Source organism: Streptomyces sp. NPDC001828 (genome assembly GCF_042892175.1).
Taxonomy (GTDB): domain Bacteria; phylum Actinomycetota; class Actinomycetes; order Streptomycetales; family Streptomycetaceae; genus Streptomyces.
In genome coordinates this window covers 1-21,712 of record NZ_JBIATV010000012.1, presented here as the reverse complement: position 1 = coordinate 21,712, position 21,712 = coordinate 1, and the positions used below count along the sequence as shown (strand labels likewise).

Sequence of the window (21,712 nt, the reverse complement as noted above, 5' to 3'; positions counted from 1 at the left end):
GCGGGTGAACGACCCTCAGTTCGCCTGCCTCACACTAAATTCGCCCCTTCGACATCGCAAAGCGTGACGAGGCGTCACGCGCCGTGCGGGGCCCCGTCGGTGCCCGGCACCTCGAAGCTGACGTACTCCGGGAGTTCGAGCCGGGCCACCGCGCCGCCGTCCGGGGCGTTGTGGAAGCTCAGCTCCGCGCCGATCACGGCGGCCTGGCCCACCGCGATGGTCAGGCCGAGCCCGTGGCCCTTGCTGCCGGCGTCCGTGCGGAAGCGCTGCGGTCCGTGGTCCAGGAGGTAGTCCGGATAGCCGGTGCCGTGGTCGCGAACGGTGACGACCGGGCCGTCGACCGTCAGCTCGACCGGGGCCTTGCCGTGCTTGTGGGCGTTGGCGAGCAGATTGCCGAGGACCCGCTCGAGGCGGCGCTTGTCGGTCTCGACACAGGTGCCCCGCACCACCGTCAGGGTGGTGTCCGCCTCGGCGGTCCCCGAGGCGACCGAAGCGCGCACCAGGCGCTCCACCACGGGTGCCAGCTCCTGGAGGTCGAGGTCGACGGTCTCGCTTCCGGCGTCGAGCCGGGATATCTCCAGGAGGTCCTCGGTGAGCGAGCGCATCGCCTGCACCCGGTCCCGGACCAGCTCGGCCGGGCGTCCCTCGGGCAGCAGCTCGGCCGCCGCGTGCAGACCCGTCAGGGGGGTGCGCAGCTCGTGTGCCACGTCCGCGGTGAAGCGCTGCTCGCTGAGGAGCTTGCCCTGGAGCGTGGAGGCCATCGTGTCCAGGGCGCCGGCCACCGTGGCCACCTCGTCCTGGGGGCGCGAGGGGTCCCTGGTGCGGGGGTCGTTGACCCGGGCGTCGAGGTCGCCCGCGTCGATCCGGCGGGCCACCGTGGCCGTCTGGTGCAGCCGCCGGGTGATCCGGGTGACCGCGAAGACGCCGACGAGCAGGGTCGCGCCGATGGCGAGGATGGACGAGCCGAGGATGGCCTTGTCGAGGCCGTTGATGGTGCGGGCGCTCTGGGTGTAGTCGATCTCGGCGGCGAGCGCCTTGCCGTCGGCCGGGCCCGCCGCCCACATGGTGGGGCGGCCCTGGTCGTCGTCGACGAGGGTGCCGCGCTTGCCGGAGACCGCGAGCGCGCGCAGCGAGGGGGGCAGCTCGGGCGGGTCCAGGGCGGCGCCGGGCGGCAGCTGTTCGCCCGCCTCGTACATCCGGGTGACGTCGGTGAGCCGGTCGAGCGCCTTGTGGCGGGCCTCGCCCACGGTCTGCCGGGTCACCGACACGTGCACCAGGACGCCGAGCAGCGACGCGAGGGCGCAGCACATCACGGTGATGAACACCGCTGCCTTCCAGGTGAGGGTCGCGGTCCACGCGGGCAGCCGCAGCCGGGCTATCCGGGGCAGTTTCATGGTGCGTCCGCCGTGGGGGTGGCCGACGGGCTCGCCGCCGGCGGCTTCTTCTTCGGCGACGGCGCGAGCGGGCCGCCCCCGGTGGGCGCGGGGTGCTTGCCGCCCGGCTTGTTGCGCACGATCTCGTCCCGGGTGGGGAGCATCGCCTGCTGGTGGTCGTCCCAGGACCACGCCGTGCGGTACTCGTATCCGGGCATGCCCGCCGACACCGACCGCAGGATCACGTCGCGGCCGGCCAGATCGACGCTGATGATCTGGTCGACCGTGGACATGATCCGGATCAGGCCCCCGTCCTTGGCCGGCATGTAGCAGCGCACCGCGAGGTTCTGGTCGGGCATCCGGATGCCCAGGATCAGCTCGTCCTTGCCGTCCCCGGTCAGGTCCCGGTAGTACGGCTTGAGCACCGGGCAGCCGGCCGGCTTCTGCTTGCAGGCGTTCAGCTGCCGGACCGTTTCGTCATAGAGCCCGTCCTCGCCGCTGTAGGTGTTGGGGTGCGCCTTCACTTCGGCCTGCACCACCGCGACCGGGTTCAGCCTGCGGACGTCGCCGCCGGTCACCTTGATGCCGGGCACCTGCTCGGTGTCGGTCTCGCCGTAGTCGTTGGGCGTCGCGGTCGCGGGCGGCAGGTCCGGCCACAGGTGGATCGGCCCGACGGCCGACGGCGTCGCACCCGAACTCTCCAGGTGGCCCGCCCCGCCGCAGCCGGACAGCAGCAGAGCACCCACTGCGGTCAGCAGGGGTGCCAGGAGGGCTGTGCGGCGGTGGCGGATCAAGGTGCTCCTGTCGTGCGGGAACCCCAGGCTATTTCACCTTCTGCCGCGCCCTCGCCGGAGCCCCGGTGCCTTATTCGGCCTTGACCAGGTCGCCATAGAAGATGATGTTGGCCGAGCGGTGACCGTCCACGATGGGGCCGCCGCAGGTGATGAGGCGGAGCTCGGGGCGATCGGTCCTCCCATAAACCTTATGCGTCGGGAAGTCCTTTTTCTCGACCTGCTGGGTCTCCCTGATCCTGAACACCGCGGTGGAGCCGTCGGCCCGGCCGACCTCGATCACGTCGCCGACCTTCATGTCCTTCACGTTCCGCATCAGGGCCGGGCCGTTGGCGGTGTCGTAGTGCGCGACCAGCACCGAAGCGCCGTTCTCGCCGGGCGTGACGCTGCCGGTGTACCAGCCCGCCCGCTCGGCCTCGTCCACCGGCGGCACCTGGAGCTCCTGGGCGGAGTCCACCCCGAGCCGCAGCACCGGGCTCGCGTCCACCTTCGCGGAGGGGATGACGAGCCGGGTCGGCTCGGCGGCCCGCAGCGGACCGACGGCCGCCTTGGCCTGCGTGGTGGCGGCGTTCCGCACGTGCACGTCCGGGGCCTTGGCGACGGGGTCGTGGGCGCAGGCCATCAGGCCGCCGCCGAGGCCGAGGGCGAGCACGGAGGCGGCCGCGATGCGGATGGCGCGGGGCGGGGGCGTGGTCATGGGGATGACGCTAAAGCCCCGCCATTGCGACATTGCGGCGCATATGTAACGGCCCGCCGTAGGTAACCAGACGGTGCGGTTACGCCTGCCGCGCGGGCCTGTGCGCAGTTCCCCGCGCCCCTAAATGCCTTGGTGCTGGTCGGCACCGAGGGCATTTCAGCCCGTTCGGCGTTTGAGGACGAGCGCCGTTCAGGCGCGAACGGGGTCTGGGGCGGAGCCCCAGGGGCTACTGCTGGTAGGGGTTCTGGGCCTGCATCTGGCCCGGCTGCGGCTGCCCGTACGCCTGCTGCGGCGCGACCGGCTGAGCCAGCAGACCCTCGGCCTGCTCCTTGCTGATCTGCTGCTCGAGCCCGCAGAACGTGCACTGCGTGCGGAACTTCGTCGAGATCGGGAACAGCGGCACGAAGAACAGCGTGAACTTCGTGACGTACTTGCGGATCGCGTGCGCCGACGGATTGCCGCAGTTGCCGCACACCAGCGTGAGCATCGCGAGCTGGTAGAGATAGCCGCGGGTGCCGAAGATGATCATTGAGTGGTTCCCCTCCCGTGTTTCCTGACGTCGTGTCGCGCGTAAGTGTCGTGGCCATGACCGCCTGCGTCCATCGTGTTGTGACGACGCCCACACGACTTATTGCCCTCATGGGCATCGGGCTGTTCCCATGGGTCGAGGTGGGGTGATGGGGCATGGCAGGACTGCGGGTCACACCGGTACACCGGCACGGACAGGCGCGACTGTACGTCAGCCTCCCGGACGGGCGCAGCGTCGCCTGGTACGACCGCGACACCGGACACGTGTCGCTGCTGCTCGACGACCGCGGGGCCGAGGTGCTGGCCGCGCTGCGCCCGTACGTCGTGGGTGAGCCGACCGTCGGGCCGCCGCCCGTGCCGACCCCTTCCGAGCTGGTCCGGCTCTCCCTGCACCCCGACGACGACCTCGCGCCCAACCGGCCGGGCGAGGCGCTCATCGGCGAGCTGGAGCGGAACGGCGGAGCCCACCGGTTCCGGGCCGGCCCGCGCCGCCGCGAACTCGCCGCACAGCAGCTCGCCGGGGCCGCGCTCGAACGGCTCGAAGGCGCGGGCTGGCGGGTCCTGCACTCGGTGCCGCTGCCCGGCGCGGCCAGGATCGACCACCTGCTCGTCGGGCCCGCGGGCGTGTTCACCCTGCGCTCCCTCGACACCCGGCGCCACCGGGTGCGGATCGCCGACCCGCTGGTCACCGTGGGCAGGGCCGCACCACTGCCGCTGCTGCGCGACGCCCGCCACCAGGCCGAACGCGCCTCGCTCGCCCTGGCGACGGCGGTACGGGCGGCGCTGCTCCTGATCGACGCGGACCGGGTCGAGCGGGCGCCGGGCGCCGTCCCCGACGTCAGCGTCCTGAAGGACGCCGACCTTGCGGAACTCGCCCGCGCGGGCGGCGTACTGAAACCCGCCGATGTGGAATCCCTGTACTGGACGGCCCGGGACCGCAGGACCTGGCTGCGGGTGTGAGTGCCGGCAAGCGCGGCTCCAGGGCCGCGTGAAGCCCGCGCACCGGGCCCGAAAAAAACTCGGGCGGCGATGTCGAGAACCCGTGGCCGGCTCCGTCCCCGGAGTGAACGCGGCCAGAATGGGCCGCACCCGTACCGAGGAGAACCACCATGGCCAAGTACCTGCTCCTGAAGCACTACCGCGGCGCCCCGGCTTCCGTGAACGACGTGCCGATGGCCCAGTGGACGCCGGAGGAGATCTCGGCGCACGTCCAGTACATGAACGAGTTCGCGGCCCGCCTGGAGAAGACCGGCGAGTTCGTCGACAGCCAGGCCCTCGCGCCCGAGGGGACGTTCGTCCGCTATGACGGCGAGGGGCGCCCGCCCGTCACCGACGGCCCGTTCGCCGAGACCAAGGACGTCATCGCGGGCTGGATGGTGATCGACGTCGACAGCTACGAGCGGGCCGTGGAGCTGGCCGGGGAACTGTCGGCCGCCCCCGGCGCGGGCGGGAAGCCGATCCACGAGTGGCTGGAGCTGCGCCCGTTCCTGGGCGCGCACTCCACCGTCACGGACTGAGCGCCGCCGTGGACGAGGCCGTGGACGAGGCGCTCCTGAGGAGCCTCACGCCGAGCGTGCTCGCCGTGCTCGTCCGTCGCGGAGCGGACTTCGCGGCGGCCGAGGACGCCGTGCAGGACGCCCTGGTCGAGGCGGTCCGCGTCTGGCCGGCCGAGCGGCCACGGGACCCGAAGGGCTGGCTGGTCACCGTGGCCTGGCGTCGCTTCCTCGACGCGACCCGCTCGGACGCCGCCCGGCGCCGGCGCGAGGACCGCATCGGCGAGGAGCCGGTGCCGGGGCCCGCGCCCGCGGCGGACGACACCCTCCAGCTCTACTTCCTGTGCGCCCACCCCTCGCTCACGCCGTCGGCCGCGGTCGCGCTCACGCTGCGCGCGGTCGGCGGCCTGACCACCCGTCAGATCGCCCAGGCCCATCTGGTGCCCGAGGCGACCATGGCGCAGCGCATCAGCCGGGCCAAGCGGACGGTCTCGCAGGTGCGGTTCGACCAGGCCGGCGATGTCGCCACCGTGCTGCGCGTTCTCTACCTGGTCTTCAACGAGGGCTACTCCGGCGACATCGACCTCGCCGCCGAGGCCATCCGGCTCACCCGTCAGCTCTCGGCCGCGATCGACCACCCCGAGGTGGCGGGCCTTCTCGCCCTCATGCTGCTCCACCACGCCCGCCGCGCCGCCCGGACCGCGCCCGACGGCAGCCTGGTGCCGCTCGCCGAACAGGACCGCGCGAAGTGGGACACGGCCCTGATCGCCGAGGGCGTCGCGATCCTCCAGGCGGCCCTCGCTCGCGACCGCCTCGGCGAGTTCCAGGCGCAGGCGGCCGTCGCGGCCCTGCACGCCGACGCGCTCGCCGCCGAGGAGACGGACTGGGTGCAGATCGTCGAGTGGTACGACGAGCTCGTGCGCCTGACCGACAGCCCCGTGGTCCTGCTCAACCGGGCGGTGGCCGTCGGTGAGGCCGACGGCCCGCGCGCGGGCCTGGCGGCGCTCGCGCCCCTCGATGCCTCGCTGCCCCGCCACACGGCGGTCGCGGCCTACCTGCACGAGCGAGCAGGCGACCTGGAGACGGCGGCACGGCTGTACGCCGAGGCCGCCCACCAGGCCCCCAACCTCGCCGAGCGCGACCACCTGACGCGCCAGGCCGCCCGCCTCAACGCCCGCCGCCCCCGCTGACCCGGCACCCGCCCTTCGCGCCGTACCTCATGCGGTGGGCCGCAGCTCACCCGTCGGACCGTACGCGGACGAACCGGGTGCCCTCCTGGCGGCCGGCCGCCTCGCGCAGCTCCACGAGGAGCGGCTCGGTGAGCATGCGTACGGGCCCGTGTTCGGGGTGGTCCACCGGCCCGCCCAGGCGGTCGCGCACCAGCTCGCCCACCTGCCGGGCCTGCGGCGGGGTCAGGCGGGGTGACGTCCGCACGGCGCGGTCGTCGGGGAGGCGGACCAGGAGTGCCCGGGGGCGCTGCGCCGGGCCGAAGACACCGAGGAGCACGCCGTCGCGCGTGTCGGAGTGCCGGATCTTCCGCCAGGCCCGGGTCCCGGCCCGGGTCCCCCCTGGCCGATAGGGGGAGTCCAGCGCCTTCGCCACGATCCCCTCGACGCCCACGGCCCTCAGATCACGGAACCAGGCGCGGGCCGTGTCCTCGTCCAGCGTGGCGAGGACCCGCTGGACGGGCGGGCCCACGTCCCGCAGCGCCGCCCCGAGCAGCTCCCACCGGTCCCGCAGCGGCAGGGTCCGCACGTCCCGGCCCGGCACGGCGAGGATGTCGAACGCGATGTAGGACACCGGGACCCCCGACCGCTCGCGGTCACCGTGGGACCGCAGCAGATCGGTGAAGCTCAGCCGCCCGTCGCGGTAGGCGCACAACTCGCCGTCGAGGACGGTTCCCGGCGGCAGCTGATCGCGCAGGGACGCCGCGATCTCCGGGAACTCCCTGGAGAGGTCCCTTCGCGAACGGGACTGCAGGAAGACCTTCCCGCCGTCGAGGACGAAGGCGAGGGCGCGGAATCCGTCGAGCTTGAGCGAGTACTGCAGACCCCCGGGCGTGGTGTCGGCCCCGGGGATCTCGTCCTCGGGCCGCGGGCGCATGACGTCGACCGGCGGCCGCAGGGCGACCCCCGACGGGTCCCGGTCCGCGCTCACGGCAGCCGGCCCGCCTCGTCGGGATCGGCGAGCGGGGCCAGCGGATCGCCGTCCCGCTCCAGGCGGGGCCCGATCGCGTCGATCAGGAACACCAGGTCGTCCGGGGCCGCGCAGGACTCGACCTCCGCCCAGGACACCGGCGCCGACACCGTAGGACGCTCCTTGGCGCGCACGGTGTAGGGCGTCGCGGTGGTCTTCGCGGCGGCGTTCTGGCTGAAGTCGACGAACACCCTGCCGGGCCGCAGCGCCCTCGCCATCTTGTGCGTGACCAACCCCGGCAGGGCCGCCTCGGCCTCCTTGGCCAGCGTCTTCGCGTACGCGGAGACGTGCTCGGAGGGGGTCGGTTCAAGGGCCGAGAGCAGATGCAGCCCCTTGGAACCCGAGGTCTTGGCGTACGCGCCGAGGCCGTCCGCCGCGAGCCGGTCGCGCAGCCAGAGCGCCACCGCGCAGCACTCGACGATGCTCGCGGGTTCGCCCGGGTCGAGGTCGAGCACGAGCCGGTCGGCCAGGGCCGGGGCGTCGGCCCGCCACTGCGGGGTGTGGAACTCGACCACCAGGTTCGCCGCCCACATCAGGGTCGCGAGGTCCGACACCACGACCTGGCGGGCCGCCTTGTCCTCGGAGCGCGGTACTTCGGCGGTCTTCACCCAGGCGGGGGTGCCCGGCGGAGGATTCTTGGTGAAGAAGCGCTGGCCTCCGGGGCCGTCCGGGAAGCGCAGGAACGACACCGGGCGGTTCTCCAGATGGGCCAGGAGCGGGCCCGATACGGAGGCGCAGTAGTGCAGGAGCTCGCCCTTGGTGGTGCCGGTGGCCGGGTAGAGCACCTTGTCCAGATTCGAGAGGGCGATCCGCCGCCCCTCCACCTCCGTGATCGGCGTCATACGATGAGAGTCCCACGAACCCCCGCAAAACCACTCCTCGGGGACGAAGAGGAGAAACCGTGCGATCCATCTGGAACGGTGCGATCTCGTTCGGCCTGGTCAGCATCCCGATCAAGGTCGTGAACGCCACCGAGAACCACTCGATCTCGTTCCGCCAGATCCACACGTCGGACGGCGGCCGGGTCCGCTACCGCAAGGTGTGCGAGCTGGACGGCGAGGAGCTGAGCCAGGACGAGATCGGCAAGGCGTACGAGGACGCCGACGGCTCGATGATCCCGATCACCGACGCCGATCTGGCCTCGCTGCCGCTGCCCACCGCCAAGACGATCGAGATCGTCGCGTTCGTGGCGGCCGACACGATCGACCCGCTCCAGATGGACGCCGCGTACTACCTCTCCGCCAACGGAGTGCCCGCCGCGAAGCCGTACACCCTGCTGCGCGAGGCCCTCAAGCGGAGCAAGAAGGTGGCCATCGCCAAGTTCGCGCTGCGCGGGCGGGAGCGGCTCGGCATGCTGCGGGTGGTCGACGACGTGATCGCCATGCACGGACTGCTCTGGCCGGACGAGATCCGGGCCTCCGACGAAGCCGCCCCCGAGGCCGACGTGAGCGTGCGCGAGGCCGAACTCGACCTGGCGGACGCCCTGATGGACACGCTCGGCGAAGTCGACATGGCGACCCTGCACGACGACTACCGCACCGCCGTCGAGGAGCTCATCGCGGCGAAGGCGGACGGCGCGGTCGCCCCGGCCCCGGAGGCCCCCGCCGCCAAGGGCGGCAAGGTCATCGACCTGATGGCGGCACTCGAGAACAGCGTCAAGGCCGCGAAGGCCTCGCGCGGCGAGGGCGCCGAGAGTGGCGCGGAGGCGGACGGCGACGACGTCGCCGAGGTCACGGAGCTGAGCTCGCGCAAGGCCACCGGCCGCAAGCCGGCGCCCGCGAGGAAGACGGCGTCGAAGACGGCCGCCAAGTCGACGGCCTCGGCGAAGAAGGCCACCGCGACCAGGACCGCGCAGGGCAGGAAGAGCACCGCCGCGAAGACCGGCAGCGCCAAGACCGCCGCCAAGAAGTCCGCGGCGGCCAGCCCCAAGTCCACCGGCGCGAAGAAGTCCACGGCCACGACCGCCAAGAAGACCGCGGCCAAGAAGGCGACGCCCCGGAAGCGGGCCAGCGCCTGACTCCGCACCCCGGCGCGCGGCCTCGATTCGGTAACGGAGGGGTTGCGGCGGGCCCGCGCTGGCGAAATGGTTGCCCAAGGGTGTGAAAGGGGTGCGGCCATGGTGCGAAGAAGCGGCGACGGCCACGCCCGTACCGAAGGGCGGTCAAGCCCCGACCCCGTGGTGCTCTCGGTGCTGCCGTACGCCGTGATGGCGCTGGTCGTCGTGGCCAACCTGATCGCGGGCCCCACGGTCGGACTGCTGCCCCTCGTCGCGCTCGGGCCCGCCTTCGCCGGATTGGTCGGAGGCTGGCGGCGTACGGTCGTCGTCGGCCTGATCGCGCTGGGCGCCGGGGTCGGGCTCGGGATCTACAGCGAGCTCTTCGAGGAGCGGCGCGGCTTCGCGTCGCTCGCCGCCGTGGCGGGCGTCACGGCGGTGGCCGCCGTCGGAAGCGTGATGCGCCAGCGCCGCGAGGCCGAACTCGCGGGCATGCGCTCCATCGCCGAGGTCGCCCAACGGGTGCTGCTGCGCCCGGTGCCGCGCAGCGCCGGGCATCTGCGGGCCGCCGTCTCGTACACCTCGGCGGTCGCGGAGGCACGGATCGGCGGGGACCTGTACGAGGTCGTGTCGGGGCCCAGCGGGGTGCGCGTGATCATCGGGGACGTGCAGGGCAAGGGGCTCGAATCGGTCGAGACGGCGGCGGTGGTGCTCGGCGCGTTCCGGGAGGCCGCGCACGACGAGCCCGACCTCAAGGGGGTGGGCGCGCGGATCGAACGGGCGGCGGGGCGGACCCTGCAGGGCGAGAAGTTCGTCACCGCGATCATCGCCGAGCTCGACCCCGCGAACGGGGCGGTGTTCCTCAACTACGGCCATCCGCCGCCCCTGTTGGTACGGGTGGACGGCTCGGTGTCCTTCCCCGAACCCGACCAGTACGCGCTGCCGCTCGGCCTCGGACTCGGCCCGGACGAGGGCCCCCAGCCCTTCCAGGTCGCCTTCGCCCCCGGCGACCAGCTCCTCCTGTACACCGACGGCGTCACCGAGGCCCGCGACCGAGAGGGCGCGTTCTACCCCCTGGGAGCCCGCACGCCCCTGCTGAAGGACCCCGACCCCGAGGCGGCCCTGGAGGCCCTGCGCCGCGACCTCATCCTCCACACGGAGGGGCCGTTGCACGACGACGCGGCAATGCTCCTGCTCCGCCACAGGGACTGACCCCACCCCGCGAACCAGGGTCCCGGCCCCCCGCCTACGGGGGGCGCGGGGATCGGCGCGATCAGCCCACGACGGCCCGCACCCGACGACGCACACGCGGAAGCGCAAGCCCCTCGCGGGGGACGGGCATGCGTCCGTAGACCGTGCGTGGCCGCGCCGGAGGGGCTACGGGGCCGAGGCCGAGCCGGCCTCGATGTGGGACAGGAGGCGCTCAAGCACCGGCCAAGCCCCCGCATCCGTACCGTCCCCCAGCACGAAGTGCAGCGCGGGCTCGGCCGCGGGGCCGAGGGGCATGGGGCGCAGGGCCAGCGGAGGGCGTGAGGCGTGCGCGAGGCCCGCCGCGCGCACCCCCGCCGCACCCAGCGTGTACGACACCGGGACCGGCGGCGCCTCGAAGTGTCCCGGCATCGCCAGATCGCGGCGCCCCCTGCGCAGGGAGACCAGCAGATGGGCGAGCCCGTGCCGGTCGGCCAGGGTCTCCGCCAGCGCCTGGACGGCGTCCAGCGGGGGAGTCTCGGACGCCCCGTACCCGAGGGTGAGCGTGGCGTCCGCGGCCACCCCCCGCTCGACCCGGGTCACCCGCAGCCCCGCGAGCGCGGGCCGCGCCGGATCGCCCACCGCGAGCAGGTGCGTCGGCTCGGGCGCCCGGTCGCGGGCCAGATCGGTCAACTGCCGTGTGGACCAAGGGAGGTTGATGGGCTCGGCGGTGCCCCAGCCCGCCGGAGCCGCGCCGGTCAGAGCCTGCCAGGCGGCTTCGAGTGCGCGGCCCAGAACCAGGTTCTCGTCCGCGTGGTGCACCGTGCGGAACGCGACGACCAGCTGCCGCTCCGAGGTGGGCTCGGGCGCGCCGAACGCCTCCGCGACCACCGCCCGCCCGTCCGCGTCCCGGGCCGGCGCGAACGTACCGTCCTGCCAGCGCAGCACCGCGCCCGAAAGCCCGTCGTAGTAACCGCAGTCGGGGTCCTTCACCACCCAGCGGTTGGGCGCGCCCGTCAGGGCCGTGCGCAGCGGAAGGCTGAGCCGCACACCCGGCGGGGTGACGATCTGCAGAGCCCGGCGGCTCTCGACGGACGCGCGCAGGATGTGCGAGAGCCAGGCGCTCAGCGCGATGAGCGGCCGGTCGCACATGACCACCGCCGTCGACCCGGTCAGGACGTCCACCGTCGGATGCGCCCCGCCGGCCACCGGCCGCGCGGTGACCCCGGGGTCCTGCTCGACCGGCACCACCTCGGTGTTGGCCGCGCCGGGCGGCCACGCGGCGCCGCCGAGCAGTGTGGTGAGCCGCCCGGCGACCGACCCGGCGAGGCGTTCCGCCTCGGGCGCCGCCGTGGAGGCCCGCGCCTCCGTCCACCAGAACGCGCCCTCGGGGACCGGGACTTGACCGCCCAGGAGCCGCTCGGCCTCGCCGGGCACCTGCACGAGCAGCGGCGCCTCCAGGGACACCAGCGGGCGCCCGTCCGCCGCGCAGAGCTGGACCACCGCCCCGTCGTTGCCGGTGTCCACGGCGAGCCCGGGCCCGCCCGCGTAGAGCCCGGCGAGCAGGGCCCAGGTGTCCGGCATCTTCGGGGTGAGGGCGATGACGTCCTTGGTCACGAAAGTTCGGCTTCTTCCTGGTGGGCGAGGGCGGTCTGGACGAGCTGGTGGCGCCGGCCGCGGCGCACCAGATAGCCGCGGCCCGGCGGCTGCGCGGACGCGTACAGGCCGGGGAACAGCTGGCCCTCGGTGCGGTCGCCGGTCATCACGAGCGCGGCCGTGCCCGTCTCGCGCAGCGTGGTCAGGAACGGCTCGTACAGCGCGCGCGAGGAACCCGCGACGCGGCGGGCCACCACGAAGTGCAGCCCGATGTCCTGCGCGGAGGAGATGTACGGCAGGAACGGCGTCAGCGGCTGCTGCCCGGCCGTGGTGAGGATGTCGTAGTCGTCGACCAGGATGACGATGCGCGGCCCCGCGAACGAGGGCCCGTCCGGCAGCGCGTCATGGTCCACGCTCTCGTCCGGCAGCCGCTTCTCCAGCTCGGTGGCGATCCCCGAGGCGAGCCCCGCGCTGATCTTCGCGTTGTGCGCGTAGCCCCCGCGGTACGGCTCGGGCACCACCCCGCGAAGACCGCGACGCGGGTCGAACACGGCGAAGACCAGCTCCTCGTCGCTGTAGCGGGCGGTGAACTGCTGGGCGATGAGCTTGAGCAGATTGGTCTTGCCGCACTCGTTGTCGCCCAGGATCAGCAGGTGCTGGTCGTGCTCGAACAGATCGAGGAGTACGGGATCCAGCGCGTCCTGGTCGACCGCGATGGGGATCCGCCTCGGCTCGGCCACCGGCGAGGGCAGCCGCTGCGCGGGCAGCCGGGTCGGCAACACCCTTACCGGAGAGGCGAGTTCACCGTGCCAGGTGGCCCGTACCGTGCGGGCCGCGTCCTCCAGGGCGGGCCCGAGGTCGGCCGCCGAGGCCACCGCGTCGGTGCGCGGCAGCGCGGCCTGCGCGAACAGCTTGCCGTGGGTGAGGACCCGCCCCGGAGAGTCCACGGCGAGCGTCTGGGACAGCTTGCGGTCGATCGCCGAGTCGGAGGGGTCGTTGAGCCGCAGCTCCAGCTGCGTACCGAACATGGACTGCGTCGCGATCCGCACGTCGTTCCAGCGCAGCATGCCCGCCACGACGTGGATGCCGTAGCCGCTGCCGCGCTTGAGCAGGTCGGCCAGCGCGTCGTCCAGGTCGTCGAACTCGTCGCGCAGCGCCCCGTATCCGTCGATGAGCAGCACCACGTCGGTTGAGCCGAGTTCGGGCAGGCGGCCCTGGGCGCGCAGGCTGCGCAGCTCGTCCACGGAGTCGATGCCGTGCTCGCGGAACAGCGCCTCGCGGGCGGCCAGCATGGCCCGCACCTCGGCGACCGTACGCGCGGCCCGCTCGTGGTCGGCGCGGCCCGCGATCCCGCCGACGTGCGGAAGGCCCGCGAGCGCCGCGAGCCCGCCGCCCACCAAGTCGAGCCCGTAGAGCGCGACTTGGGCCGGGGTGTGGGTCAGGGCGAGGGAGAGCGCGAGGGTGCGCAGAAGGGTCGTCTTGCCGGACTGCGGGCCGCCGATGACGGCCACGTGCCCGCCGGCCACCGTCAGATCGAGGGTCCACGGACCCTGCCACTGCCGGCCCGGATCGTCGAGCACCCCCAGCGGCACCCGCATCGGCCCCGGGGCGTGGCTGAGTCGCAGGCCGTGCTCGGACACCTGGAGCGGGCCCGCCGCCGCGTCGAGGCTGATCGCCCCGGGCAGCGGCGGCAGCCAGATCCGGCGGACCGGCGCGGCGGCCGTGCGCAGCTGGTCGACCATCGCCGACATGACGGTCGGCCCGGTCTCCCGCTCGCGCATCCGGGGCTCCGAATCCTCCGGACTCGCTTCCTGTGCGGGGGAGTTGAAGGCCTCGTACGGACGGGCGAGCGGGGTGTCGTCCTGCTGTTCCAGCACGGCGGGACCCCGGTGGGCGCCCGAGACGTACCCCGCCTTGAAGCGCTCGTACGTGGAGGTGTCGACCTTCAGATAGCCGAATCCGGGCAGCGGCGGCAGATGGAAGGCGTCCGTGGTGTCCAGGACCGTGCGCGACTCGTCGGCGGAGAACGTCCGCAGGCCGAGCCGGTAGGAGAGATAGGTGTCGAGGCCCTTGAGCTTGCCGCCCTCGATGCGCTGGCTGGACAGCAGCAGATGGACGCCGATGGAACGCCCGATCCGGCCGATCGACAGGAACAGGTCGATGAAGTCCGGCTTCGCGGTGAGGAGTTCACCGAACTCGTCGATCACCACGAAGAGGTGCGGAAGCGGTTCGAGACCGGGCCGCTCGGCGCGCAGCGCGGCGTAGTGGCCGATGTCGGCGACGTTGCCCGCGTCCTTGAGCACCTGCTGACGCCGCTTGACCTCGCCCGCCAGGCTGGTGTGCACCCGCTCGACGAGACCGGCCTGGTTCTCCAGGTTGGTGATCACCCCGGCCACGTGCGGCAGTTCGGCGAACGGGGCGAAGGTCGCGCCGCCCTTGTAGTCGACCAGGACGAGCGCCAGATCCTCCGGCGGATGCCCGGCGACCAGCGCGAGCACCAGGGTGCGAAGCAGTTCGGACTTGCCGGAGCCGGTCGCGCCCACGCACAGGCCGTGTGGGCCCATGCCCAGCTCGGACGACTCCTTCAGGTCGAGCAGCACCGGCTGGTGCCGGTCGTCGAGGCCGATCGGCACCCGCAGGAACGCCCGCTCGCCGCGCGGCGCCCACAGCCGGTCGATGTCCAGGTCCGCCGGATCGTCGATGCCGAGCAGCGCAGGGAAGTCCACCGGGCCGGTCACCGGGGTGCCGTCGGCCACCGACTCCGCCGAGAGCCGCAGCGGCGCCAGCATCCGCGCGAGGCCCTCGGCGCCGGCCGGGCCCACCTCGTCGCAGAGCCCGTACGACACCGGCGGGGCCGGGTTCGCCGGATCGCGCAGGTCCTCGACCGTGACGCTGTCGCCGTCCACGCTGATCCGTACGCCGACGTGGTCCGGCTCGTCCACCTGCCGCTCCAGCAGATGCAGCACCGTCACACCCATGTCGGTCAGCCCAACTGCCGCGTCGGGCCTGGGCAGTTCCTCGGCGGGAGACCCGTACGCGTCGCTCACCACGAGCAGCCGGTCGGTCATCGTCAGCGCGTCGCGGTCCGACAGACCCCGGCGCACCTCCGCCGCGTACGAGGCACGGCGGCGCAGGTCCGAGCGCATCAGACGGGCCAGCTGCGGCATGCTCGGTGCGATCCGGCGCGCGGCCACCGGGCCGTCGCTCTCCAGCGCGTCCAGGACGTGCGGCAGCCACTTCGCCCACTCCCAGTCCGCGAGCAGCTCGCCCGGCACCCCCAGGGCGATCGCCAGATCGTCGGGGGCGTGCGTGACGGCCGCCTGCACGAGCAGCGCCCGCGCGACCCGCAGCACGCCCTCGCGGTCGCCGACCACGCTCACGTCCGCGGCCCGGTCGAGCGGCACCGTCAACGGCGACTCCGTCGCCGTGGCGTACCGGGCCACCAGGGCCCGCGCCTCGTTCAGCATGAACGGGTCCGGCGGTGTGAGGACGCCCTGCGCGCTGTTCTGCCCGATCGACAGGTCCTGCGCCGGTACGGTGCCGGTGCCCACCCGCACCCGCAGGAAGTCGGCGTCACCGCGCCGGCGCTCCCACAGCCGCGCCGGATCCCGCAGCACGTCGTACAGGGCCTGCGGCGGCGGGTTCAGGAGCCGGGCCCGCAGCCTCGACTCCCGCTCCACGGCGCTGAGTTCCTCGCGCTGCTCCTCCAGGTACTCCAGATAGCGCTCGCGCTGGGTGCGCCGGGTGCGCTGCGCCTTGCCCCGCTGGGACAGGAACAGCGCGACCGCGCCGAGCAGCGCCACGACCAGGACGATGGCGCCGAGCCCCGCGAACTGGCTGTTGCGGATCACCGTCATCATGACGACCGAGCTCATCACGCCGGCCATGGGCAGCAGCGCGGTGGCGGCCGTGCCGGTCTTGCCCTCGGGCAGGTTCGGCGGCGGTTCGATGGCGCGCGGCGCGGCCGGTGCGGCCGGCCGGGTCGAACGGGCCGGGCGGTGGACCAGGTGCGGTGTCATCGTGCCCTCACCGCCCGCTCCATCGCTTCGGCGGCCAGCGCGACGGCGGCCCGCCGGGTGGCCCGGCCGAGCAGTGCGGTCTGGATGGGGCCTCCCTGGGCCAGATGCCGGTCGTAGGGGACCGGGACCACGCTGACGCCCGCCTCCCGCAGATGCGCGGTGGCGGTCTTCAAGTCCAGTGTCGTGTCGGGCGAGTTGGCGGTGAGAGCCACCACGGTCGTGGCGAGCGCCGCGTGCGGGAGCTGGGCGAGCCAGTCGAGCACGAGCCGGGTGCCGCCGACGCCCTCCGCGGTCATCGGGGCGACCACGACCCGGGCGTGCGCGGTGTCCATCGCGGTACGCGCCACCTCGCCCGGCAGCGTCTCGCAGTCGACCACGCTCACCGCGAAGTAGCGCCGCAGCGCGAGCGTCACGGTGCGGTACGTGCGCATGTTCAGGGGTGCGCCGAGGCGGCCCTGGCTCGCGGGCAGCAGCCAGCCGCCGTCCGCGATCGGCACGAGGTAGCCGGTGACGTCGGTCAGTTGCATCGCCGGGGTGAGGATGTGCGCGAGGTCGACGCAGGACCAGCGCACCGACTCGGCGCCGAGCCGCACCGGCAGGGTGCCGAGCGCGCCGTCCGCCTCCAGGGCGAGCACGGGATCGTGCCGGTAGTGGTTGAAGCTGCGGGCCAGCAGGGCGGCGACGGTGGTCTTGCCGACCCCGCCCCGGATGGAGGTGACCGCGATGAGCCGCCCGGTCGTGACGGGCTGCTGCAACTCCCGCCCGATCCGCGTCTCTTCGGCGACGTCCTGCGCGGCGGAGGCACCGAGCTTGCGCACCGAACGCCCGGCCCGCTTGGCCACCGAGTCCCCGTGCACGGGCCGCCCGAGCGCCACGGCGAGCCGGGGATCGACGGTGGGCACGGACTCGGGGGTGGTCATCGGCACGGCGGTGTCGCGCCCGCCGGGGACGCGTATCCCGGGAAGGGTCGCGGGCCGCCCGGAGCCGGGGGCACCGGGCCGCCGGGCGCGCGCGGGGGCGGCCTCCCTCGGATCGGCGGGGGCGGGTGCTGCGGGGGCCGAGGGCGCAGGAGGTGCCGAGGGGGCCGCGGGGGCCGAGGGGACTGGAGGTGCCGAGGGGGCTGCGGGGGCCGAGGGGCGGCCGGGTCCGGCGTCAGCCGTGTTGGAAAGCTCAACTCCCTTGCCAGGAAAGGCAGTTGGCCCCTCGTCGGGTCCACCGTCCTGCCGGGCTTCGAGCGGCCGTATCCGGAAGGCCCCCTCCGCAGGACCGGCGTAGGGCCGGGGACCGGACCCTGTGGCATGCCCCGCACCGGGCTGTGCGGCGGGCGAATCACCCGAGTACGCCGCCGGGGCATCCGTGCCCGGGGGCGCTACCGGCGCCGAGCCGTTCCCGCCCAGCTCGCGCAGCACATCGCGCTGCCAGTCCGCACCGCCCACAGCCACATCCCGACCTCTGCGCATACCTACGCGTACCTACGCGAACGTGCCGAGCAGTCGCCCGTACACGCCGAACACCCCGAGCACCAGCGGGAACAGTGCGATCACGCCGATCGATTCCAGCGCGTCGCCGAACCGCCGCAGCCGGACCCGCACATGGTCCGGCGGCTGGATCAGGAGCACCGCGACCGGCGCCAGGGCGAGCACCACGAGCACGGCCGGCGGACCGGCCGTGCCACTGCGCTCCCACCACACCCAGACGAGCCGCCCGGCCACCGCGGCGGCCGCCGCGAACAGGCCCACGACCTCCGGGACCAGCGGATAGGCCCGCGCGCGCAGGGCGAGCACCACGGCGAGGACGGAGGCGAGCGGAACCGTCCACACGGTCGGCGTACGCAGCACCAGCGTCCCGGCGACCGCCGCGCAGCCGGCCACGACGACCGTCGCGAGGGCGAGCCCGCGGTGGGTGGCCGCCAGCGCGGTCGACACCTGGTAGCGGCTGACGGAAGCGCCGCCGGAGCGCCGGTCGTCCAGGCCGGAGAGCCCGGACGCCATCAGCGCGAGACGCGGCAGCACCCCGAGCACAAGGGCCGACACGACCAGCACGATCGCCCCGGCCCGCGCCTGCCCGAGTGCGGTCCCCGCACCCGACTGCGACGCGAGCACGGCCTCCCAGCAGACACCGCCCCCGGCCACCGCCCCGGCTCCGATGAGCCCGCCACGGCCGAGCGGCGAGAACAGCCCGAGCAGCAGCAGGGCCACCGCGAGGGCGGCGCCGACCGCGCCGAGCCGGGCCCCGCCCGACCAGCCGTACGCGTCGGCCAGCGTCCACGCCCCGAGCACGCCGAGCGCCCCGGCCGTGACGATCAGTGTGGTCGCGGGCCCGCGCTGCCCGACGCGGCCGAGCACCGCCCCCGCGACCGCGCCGGCCCCGGCCACGGCGAGCAGCACCGCACCGACCGAGGACAGCGTGAACTCCTGGCGCGCGAGCGCCCCGGCGGCGAGCGCCCAGCCGAGCGTCGCGAACCCCGCGACCGCGCGCCGCGCGGACGGCCGCCAGCGCCAGGCCCGTACGTCGAGATCGTCCGCGGCCTCGTCGGTGACGTCGTGCACGACGGGCGCCGACGGCGCGTCCTCGACCCGCACCAGCCGCAGCACCGCGCCATCGGGCACACCCGCGGACGCCAGCGTCGAGTCCTGCGCGAGCACCGAACCGTCGGCCGTCGTCAGATGCCGCAGCATCGGCCGGCTTCCGGGGGCGTCCCCGAGCAGGCGCATGACTTCCGGCAGCAACAGCCCAATGGGCTCTTCGGCCGGCAGAACGAGATCGACCCGACGCTGTGCACCTACCAGAGTGACCCGGCTCAATGCCGTACGGCTCACCGATCCCGTAGCTATCACGTGCGCGAACCTATCATCGGGCCGAAGACTTCACGGCGGGCGAAGAAGCGGATGAAGAAGCGGGAGAAGAGGGCGGGGATGAGGCCTGCGAAGAGGGCGTCGACGTCGGCTGAACCGAAGTCCCGTACGGGGTCTTGCCGATGAGTTTGTGCGAAATGAACGACCAGCCCACACACCCCGCGCACAACACCGCCGCGATCACGATTCCGGCGAACAGTTTCCCGAGCCGCTCGTCGACCGACCGCCGCCCGCGCTGCCCCCCGAACAACAGGGCATCGCGAAGCCGCCGGCGCCGTACCGAAACTGACTCCAGCAATTGGCTGTCGTAGTCCTGCGCGGCAGTCATGCGCGGTGAATCTCCTTCTTACGGTGCCTCGACTTACGGTGCCTCGACGTGAACAGCACCGCGACAACAACGGTGCGGGCTGGTTCTGTTGGGGCGTCAATCATGCTCATCGCCCCCCGAATTCCGCGATCACGGCCAGGACGAAAGCGTCCGCTTCCACCTCCGTGATCTCCACATGGTCGATCTCGTTGTGCCCGAGTTCGTAGAGGCGGAGGTAGTCGGTCGGCTCCCAGCGCAGATTCCGCGTGAAAGCCTCGTCGCAGCCGACCCCGTCGAGAATGCGCCGCCGGGCAATACCGCGCGGGCTCTCACGAGGGTGTCCCTCGGAGATCTTCGCGTAGTACGTGACCTTCGGCGACGCCGGGTCGATCACCCGCACATCGGCGCCACGGCCGCCGAGCCACAACTCCAGCGCTCGCCCGCCCACTTCGCGCCGACGCCCCTCGCTCTCCACGAGCACCGGCCCGTACACCGAGCCGGACAGGCCACGCAGGACGGTGTGTTCGTCGACCACGACCTCGAAGCAGGTCTCCTTCACGGAGGCGCCCGTGAGGTCGGCGCCCTGCAACTGGGTGTGGACCAGTGAGGCCCCGTCGAGCCGGGCACCGCGCAGCGAGCCTCCCCGGGCATCGGCCTCGTACAGCTCGGCGCCGCCCAGGTCCGCGCCGTCGAGCCGCGCGCCCCGCAGGAAGCCCCCGTCCAGGACGGCCTTGACCAGGCAGGCCCCGGTCAGATCCGCGCCGTCGAGCTCCGCGCCTTCCATGTGGCAGCGGTAGAAGTCGATGCGCACGAACTCGGCACCCACGACCGAGGCATCCCGGGACACGATCTCGGTCAGCCGATGGCGTCGACGGCGAACCCGGCCACGGCGGCCTTCACCGCGCGGCCGCGGCCGTCGCGTACGCGGTGCGGGTGCCGGTCCAAGTTGTGATCCATGTCTGTGGTCCCCCGTATAAGTAGCGTCCACCCAAGCGGACCGCCGTCATGCCCCCCCGTGGGCGTCGGACTCCTGCTCGTGGCCACTGGCGTTGAAGTGACATCCACCCCCGACCGCCCGCCGGATCCGAACACCCGGCCGACACCGTGGCGCGCCTCGTCCATGTGTACCCAAAGGGGATTGCACGCGCAACGCCGATCCCGCCCGTCCGGGTCCGCCCGAACCCCGGAAATCCCAGGTGCGCGACGGCCTGGCGAAGCGGCGGCGAGACGAACGGTTACCAACTTGGCACAGCCGGGACGGGCGACGGGGCCCGGGCGATCGGGGGTCTGCAGCCCCCCGACGTCATGCCGGGCCGTCGGTCGGCCGTCGGTTCAGCTCAGCTTGGCTCAGCTCAGCTTGGCGTCGGCGTACGCGACCATCGCGTCCCGCAGGTATTCGGCCAGACCGTCGGCGATCTTGTCGTAGTTGGCGCGCATCCCCGCCTCCTCGACATAGGTCCGTCCAAGACCCTTGTACGCGACCGCGTTCGGCGTCCAGAACCGGCAGACGCTCCGGTAGTGGAGGCCGACCTCTGTCTGGACCGCGGGGTCGTCGACCGGAGTGCCGGCCACCATGAACTCCGCGAACCGGATCATCTGCGCCGTCACCTCACGCTGCCACCGCTCCGTGTCCTCGGCGGTCATCGAGTCGACGGCCTGCCGGGACTGCTCCCACGCCTTCGGCCACCGCTCGCGCACCTTGTCGTTCTCCTCCGCCGAGGGCTCGAACCCCTCGAACAGATTCTCCGGGCGATTGATCGTCGCCATGTCGTCGTTCTCCTCTGCCTCTTCCAGTTCGCCGATGGTGCGGCCGACCGTGCGCGCCAGGGTGCCGAGCCGGTCCCGTTCCGCGAGCAGCCGCTGGTGGTGCTCGCGGAGGACCGCCACCCGGTCGACCTGGCTGTCCAGCACCGCCCGGATCTCCCGGAGGCCCAGGTCGAGCTCGCGCATCAGCAGGATCTGCTGGAGCCGCAGCAGATCGGCCTGCTCGTAGTAGCGGTGCCCGTTGCTCCCGATCCAGGCGGGCGGCAGCAGACCGATCTCGTCGTAGTGCCGCAGCGTCCGGGACGTCACCCCGGACATCCGGGACACATCCGCGATCGACCAGGCCATGGCCGTGCCTCCCATCACCGGGCCGGAGTCCGTCTCCGGCCACACCGAGGACGGTAGGAGTTGACGCAACGGAAGCCGCAAGCCCCGCCGCCCTGCCGTCGCGCCGCCGAGCCTCTGCGCCGCCGAGGTGAAGGGACTCGGGGAGACCGCACAGAGAGGCGAGGGGGCGGACACAGACCCCCTGGAACCTCGTGTAATGTTCTCCGAGTTGTCGCGCAGCCGGGACGGTTCCGCGCCGACCATCCGCCGCAGATTCTGCGGCACTCCCAACTCAGCACGGCCCCCGACCGGGGTGAATTCGGCATGCCGAATTCCATTTCCGGCCGGACCGGAGACTCGATTACGAATCGCCGGACGGATCCGCTAGAGTTCGGAACGTCGAAACGGCCCAACAGCCGGGAAGACAACCCGATTTCGACCGGGAATCAGGACCGAAAGGATCTGATAGAGTCGGAGCCGCCGGAAAGGGAAACCCGAGAGGGAGAACCTGAAAGGCACCGAGGAAATCGGACACGAAAGAGTCTGATAGAGTCGGGAACACGAAATACCGAAGGGAAGCGCCCG

General features: G+C 73.0%; 18 protein-coding genes. 5 read left to right on the top strand and 13 right to left on the bottom strand.

What is annotated here, in order from left to right:
- Positions 1-74: 74 nt before the first annotated feature.
- From ACFYZA_RS28870 to ACFYZA_RS28855, 4 genes are all read right to left on the bottom strand, one after another.
- A complete protein-coding gene (locus ACFYZA_RS28870) occupies positions 75-1,394 on the bottom strand; it encodes an ATP-binding protein (protein ID WP_388493555.1) in 1,320 nt (439 codons plus the stop codon).
- Positions 1,391-2,164: a hypothetical protein gene (locus ACFYZA_RS28865; protein WP_388493778.1), complete on the bottom strand. Its 774-nt coding sequence runs from the start codon at positions 2,162-2,164 to the stop codon at positions 1,391-1,393. The genes ACFYZA_RS28870 and ACFYZA_RS28865 overlap by 4 nt, the downstream gene beginning before the upstream one ends.
- Before the next feature lie 73 nt (positions 2,165-2,237).
- Positions 2,238-2,861: a class F sortase gene (locus ACFYZA_RS28860; RefSeq protein WP_388493554.1), complete on the bottom strand. Its 624-nt coding sequence runs from the start codon at positions 2,859-2,861 to the stop codon at positions 2,238-2,240.
- 226 nt (positions 2,862-3,087) lie between these two features.
- Positions 3,088-3,390, bottom strand: a complete 303-nt coding sequence (locus tag ACFYZA_RS28855; protein WP_382600597.1) for a zinc-ribbon domain-containing protein — start codon at positions 3,388-3,390, stop codon at positions 3,088-3,090.
- 155 nt (positions 3,391-3,545) lie between these two features.
- On the opposite strand from ACFYZA_RS28855, the gene ACFYZA_RS28850 reads away from it, so the two are divergent.
- The 3 genes from ACFYZA_RS28850 to ACFYZA_RS28840 all read left to right on the top strand — a co-directional run bounded on the left by ACFYZA_RS28850 (position 3,546) and on the right by ACFYZA_RS28840 (position 6,072).
- On the top strand, positions 3,546-4,349 hold the full coding sequence (locus tag ACFYZA_RS28850) for a nuclease-related domain-containing protein (RefSeq protein WP_382600595.1): 804 nt from the start codon (positions 3,546-3,548) through the stop codon (positions 4,347-4,349).
- A 149-nt stretch (positions 4,350-4,498) separates the two neighbouring features.
- Positions 4,499-4,906 (top strand): YciI family protein, encoded by a 408-nt coding sequence (locus ACFYZA_RS28845; protein ID WP_382600593.1) that lies wholly within the window; start codon positions 4,499-4,501, stop codon positions 4,904-4,906.
- Between the two features lie 20 nt (positions 4,907-4,926).
- Complete coding sequence (locus tag ACFYZA_RS28840) at positions 4,927-6,072, top strand: RNA polymerase sigma factor (protein ID WP_388493777.1); 1,146 nt, start codon at positions 4,927-4,929, stop codon at positions 6,070-6,072.
- A 46-nt stretch (positions 6,073-6,118) separates the two neighbouring features.
- Here the strand turns inward: ACFYZA_RS28840 and ACFYZA_RS28835 are convergent, their stop codons facing one another.
- Entirely contained in the window at positions 6,119-7,039 is a 921-nt protein-coding gene (locus tag ACFYZA_RS28835; protein ID WP_388493552.1) for an ATP-dependent DNA ligase, read from the bottom strand.
- Positions 7,036-7,920, bottom strand: coding sequence for a non-homologous end-joining DNA ligase (gene ligD / locus ACFYZA_RS28830; RefSeq protein WP_388493550.1), 885 nt, complete (start codon positions 7,918-7,920; stop codon positions 7,036-7,038). Before ligD ends, ACFYZA_RS28835 begins: the two co-directional genes overlap by 4 nt.
- Positions 7,921-7,979: 59 nt before the next feature.
- Here ligD and ACFYZA_RS28825 point away from each other — a divergent pair, with 59 nt between their 5' ends.
- Positions 7,980-9,095 (top strand): Ku protein, encoded by a 1,116-nt coding sequence (locus tag ACFYZA_RS28825; RefSeq protein ID WP_388493549.1) that lies wholly within the window; start codon positions 7,980-7,982, stop codon positions 9,093-9,095.
- A 99-nt stretch (positions 9,096-9,194) separates the two neighbouring features.
- Complete coding sequence (locus tag ACFYZA_RS28820; RefSeq protein WP_388493548.1) at positions 9,195-10,283, top strand: PP2C family protein-serine/threonine phosphatase; 1,089 nt, start codon at positions 9,195-9,197, stop codon at positions 10,281-10,283.
- Between the two features lie 165 nt (positions 10,284-10,448).
- Here the strand turns inward: ACFYZA_RS28820 and ACFYZA_RS28815 are convergent, their stop codons facing one another.
- The 7 genes from ACFYZA_RS28815 to ACFYZA_RS28785 all read right to left on the bottom strand — a co-directional run bounded on the left by ACFYZA_RS28815 (position 10,449) and on the right by ACFYZA_RS28785 (position 21,148).
- A complete protein-coding gene (locus tag ACFYZA_RS28815; RefSeq protein WP_388493546.1) occupies positions 10,449-11,876 on the bottom strand; it encodes a DUF6177 family protein in 1,428 nt (475 codons plus the stop codon).
- Positions 11,873-15,874: a type VII secretion protein EccCa gene (gene eccCa, locus ACFYZA_RS28810; protein ID WP_388493545.1), complete on the bottom strand. Its 4,002-nt coding sequence runs from the start codon at positions 15,872-15,874 to the stop codon at positions 11,873-11,875. Before eccCa ends, ACFYZA_RS28815 begins: the two co-directional genes overlap by 4 nt.
- Complete coding sequence (locus ACFYZA_RS28805) at positions 15,871-16,794, bottom strand: type VII secretion protein (protein WP_382600580.1); 924 nt, start codon at positions 16,792-16,794, stop codon at positions 15,871-15,873. The genes eccCa and ACFYZA_RS28805 overlap by 4 nt, the downstream gene beginning before the upstream one ends.
- A 552-nt stretch (positions 16,795-17,346) precedes the next feature.
- Positions 17,347-18,711: a type VII secretion integral membrane protein EccD gene (gene eccD, locus ACFYZA_RS28800; protein WP_388493543.1), complete on the bottom strand. Its 1,365-nt coding sequence runs from the start codon at positions 18,709-18,711 to the stop codon at positions 17,347-17,349.
- 13 nt (positions 18,712-18,724) lie between these two features.
- Complete coding sequence (locus tag ACFYZA_RS28795) at positions 18,725-19,057, bottom strand: hypothetical protein (RefSeq protein ID WP_388493542.1); 333 nt, start codon at positions 19,055-19,057, stop codon at positions 18,725-18,727.
- 106 nt (positions 19,058-19,163) lie between these two features.
- Positions 19,164-19,862, bottom strand: a complete 699-nt coding sequence (locus tag ACFYZA_RS28790; protein WP_388493540.1) for a pentapeptide repeat-containing protein — start codon at positions 19,860-19,862, stop codon at positions 19,164-19,166.
- A 521-nt stretch (positions 19,863-20,383) separates the two neighbouring features.
- Entirely contained in the window at positions 20,384-21,148 is a 765-nt protein-coding gene (locus ACFYZA_RS28785; protein WP_388493539.1) for a MerR family transcriptional regulator, read from the bottom strand.
- Positions 21,149-21,712: the final 564 nt, after the last annotated feature.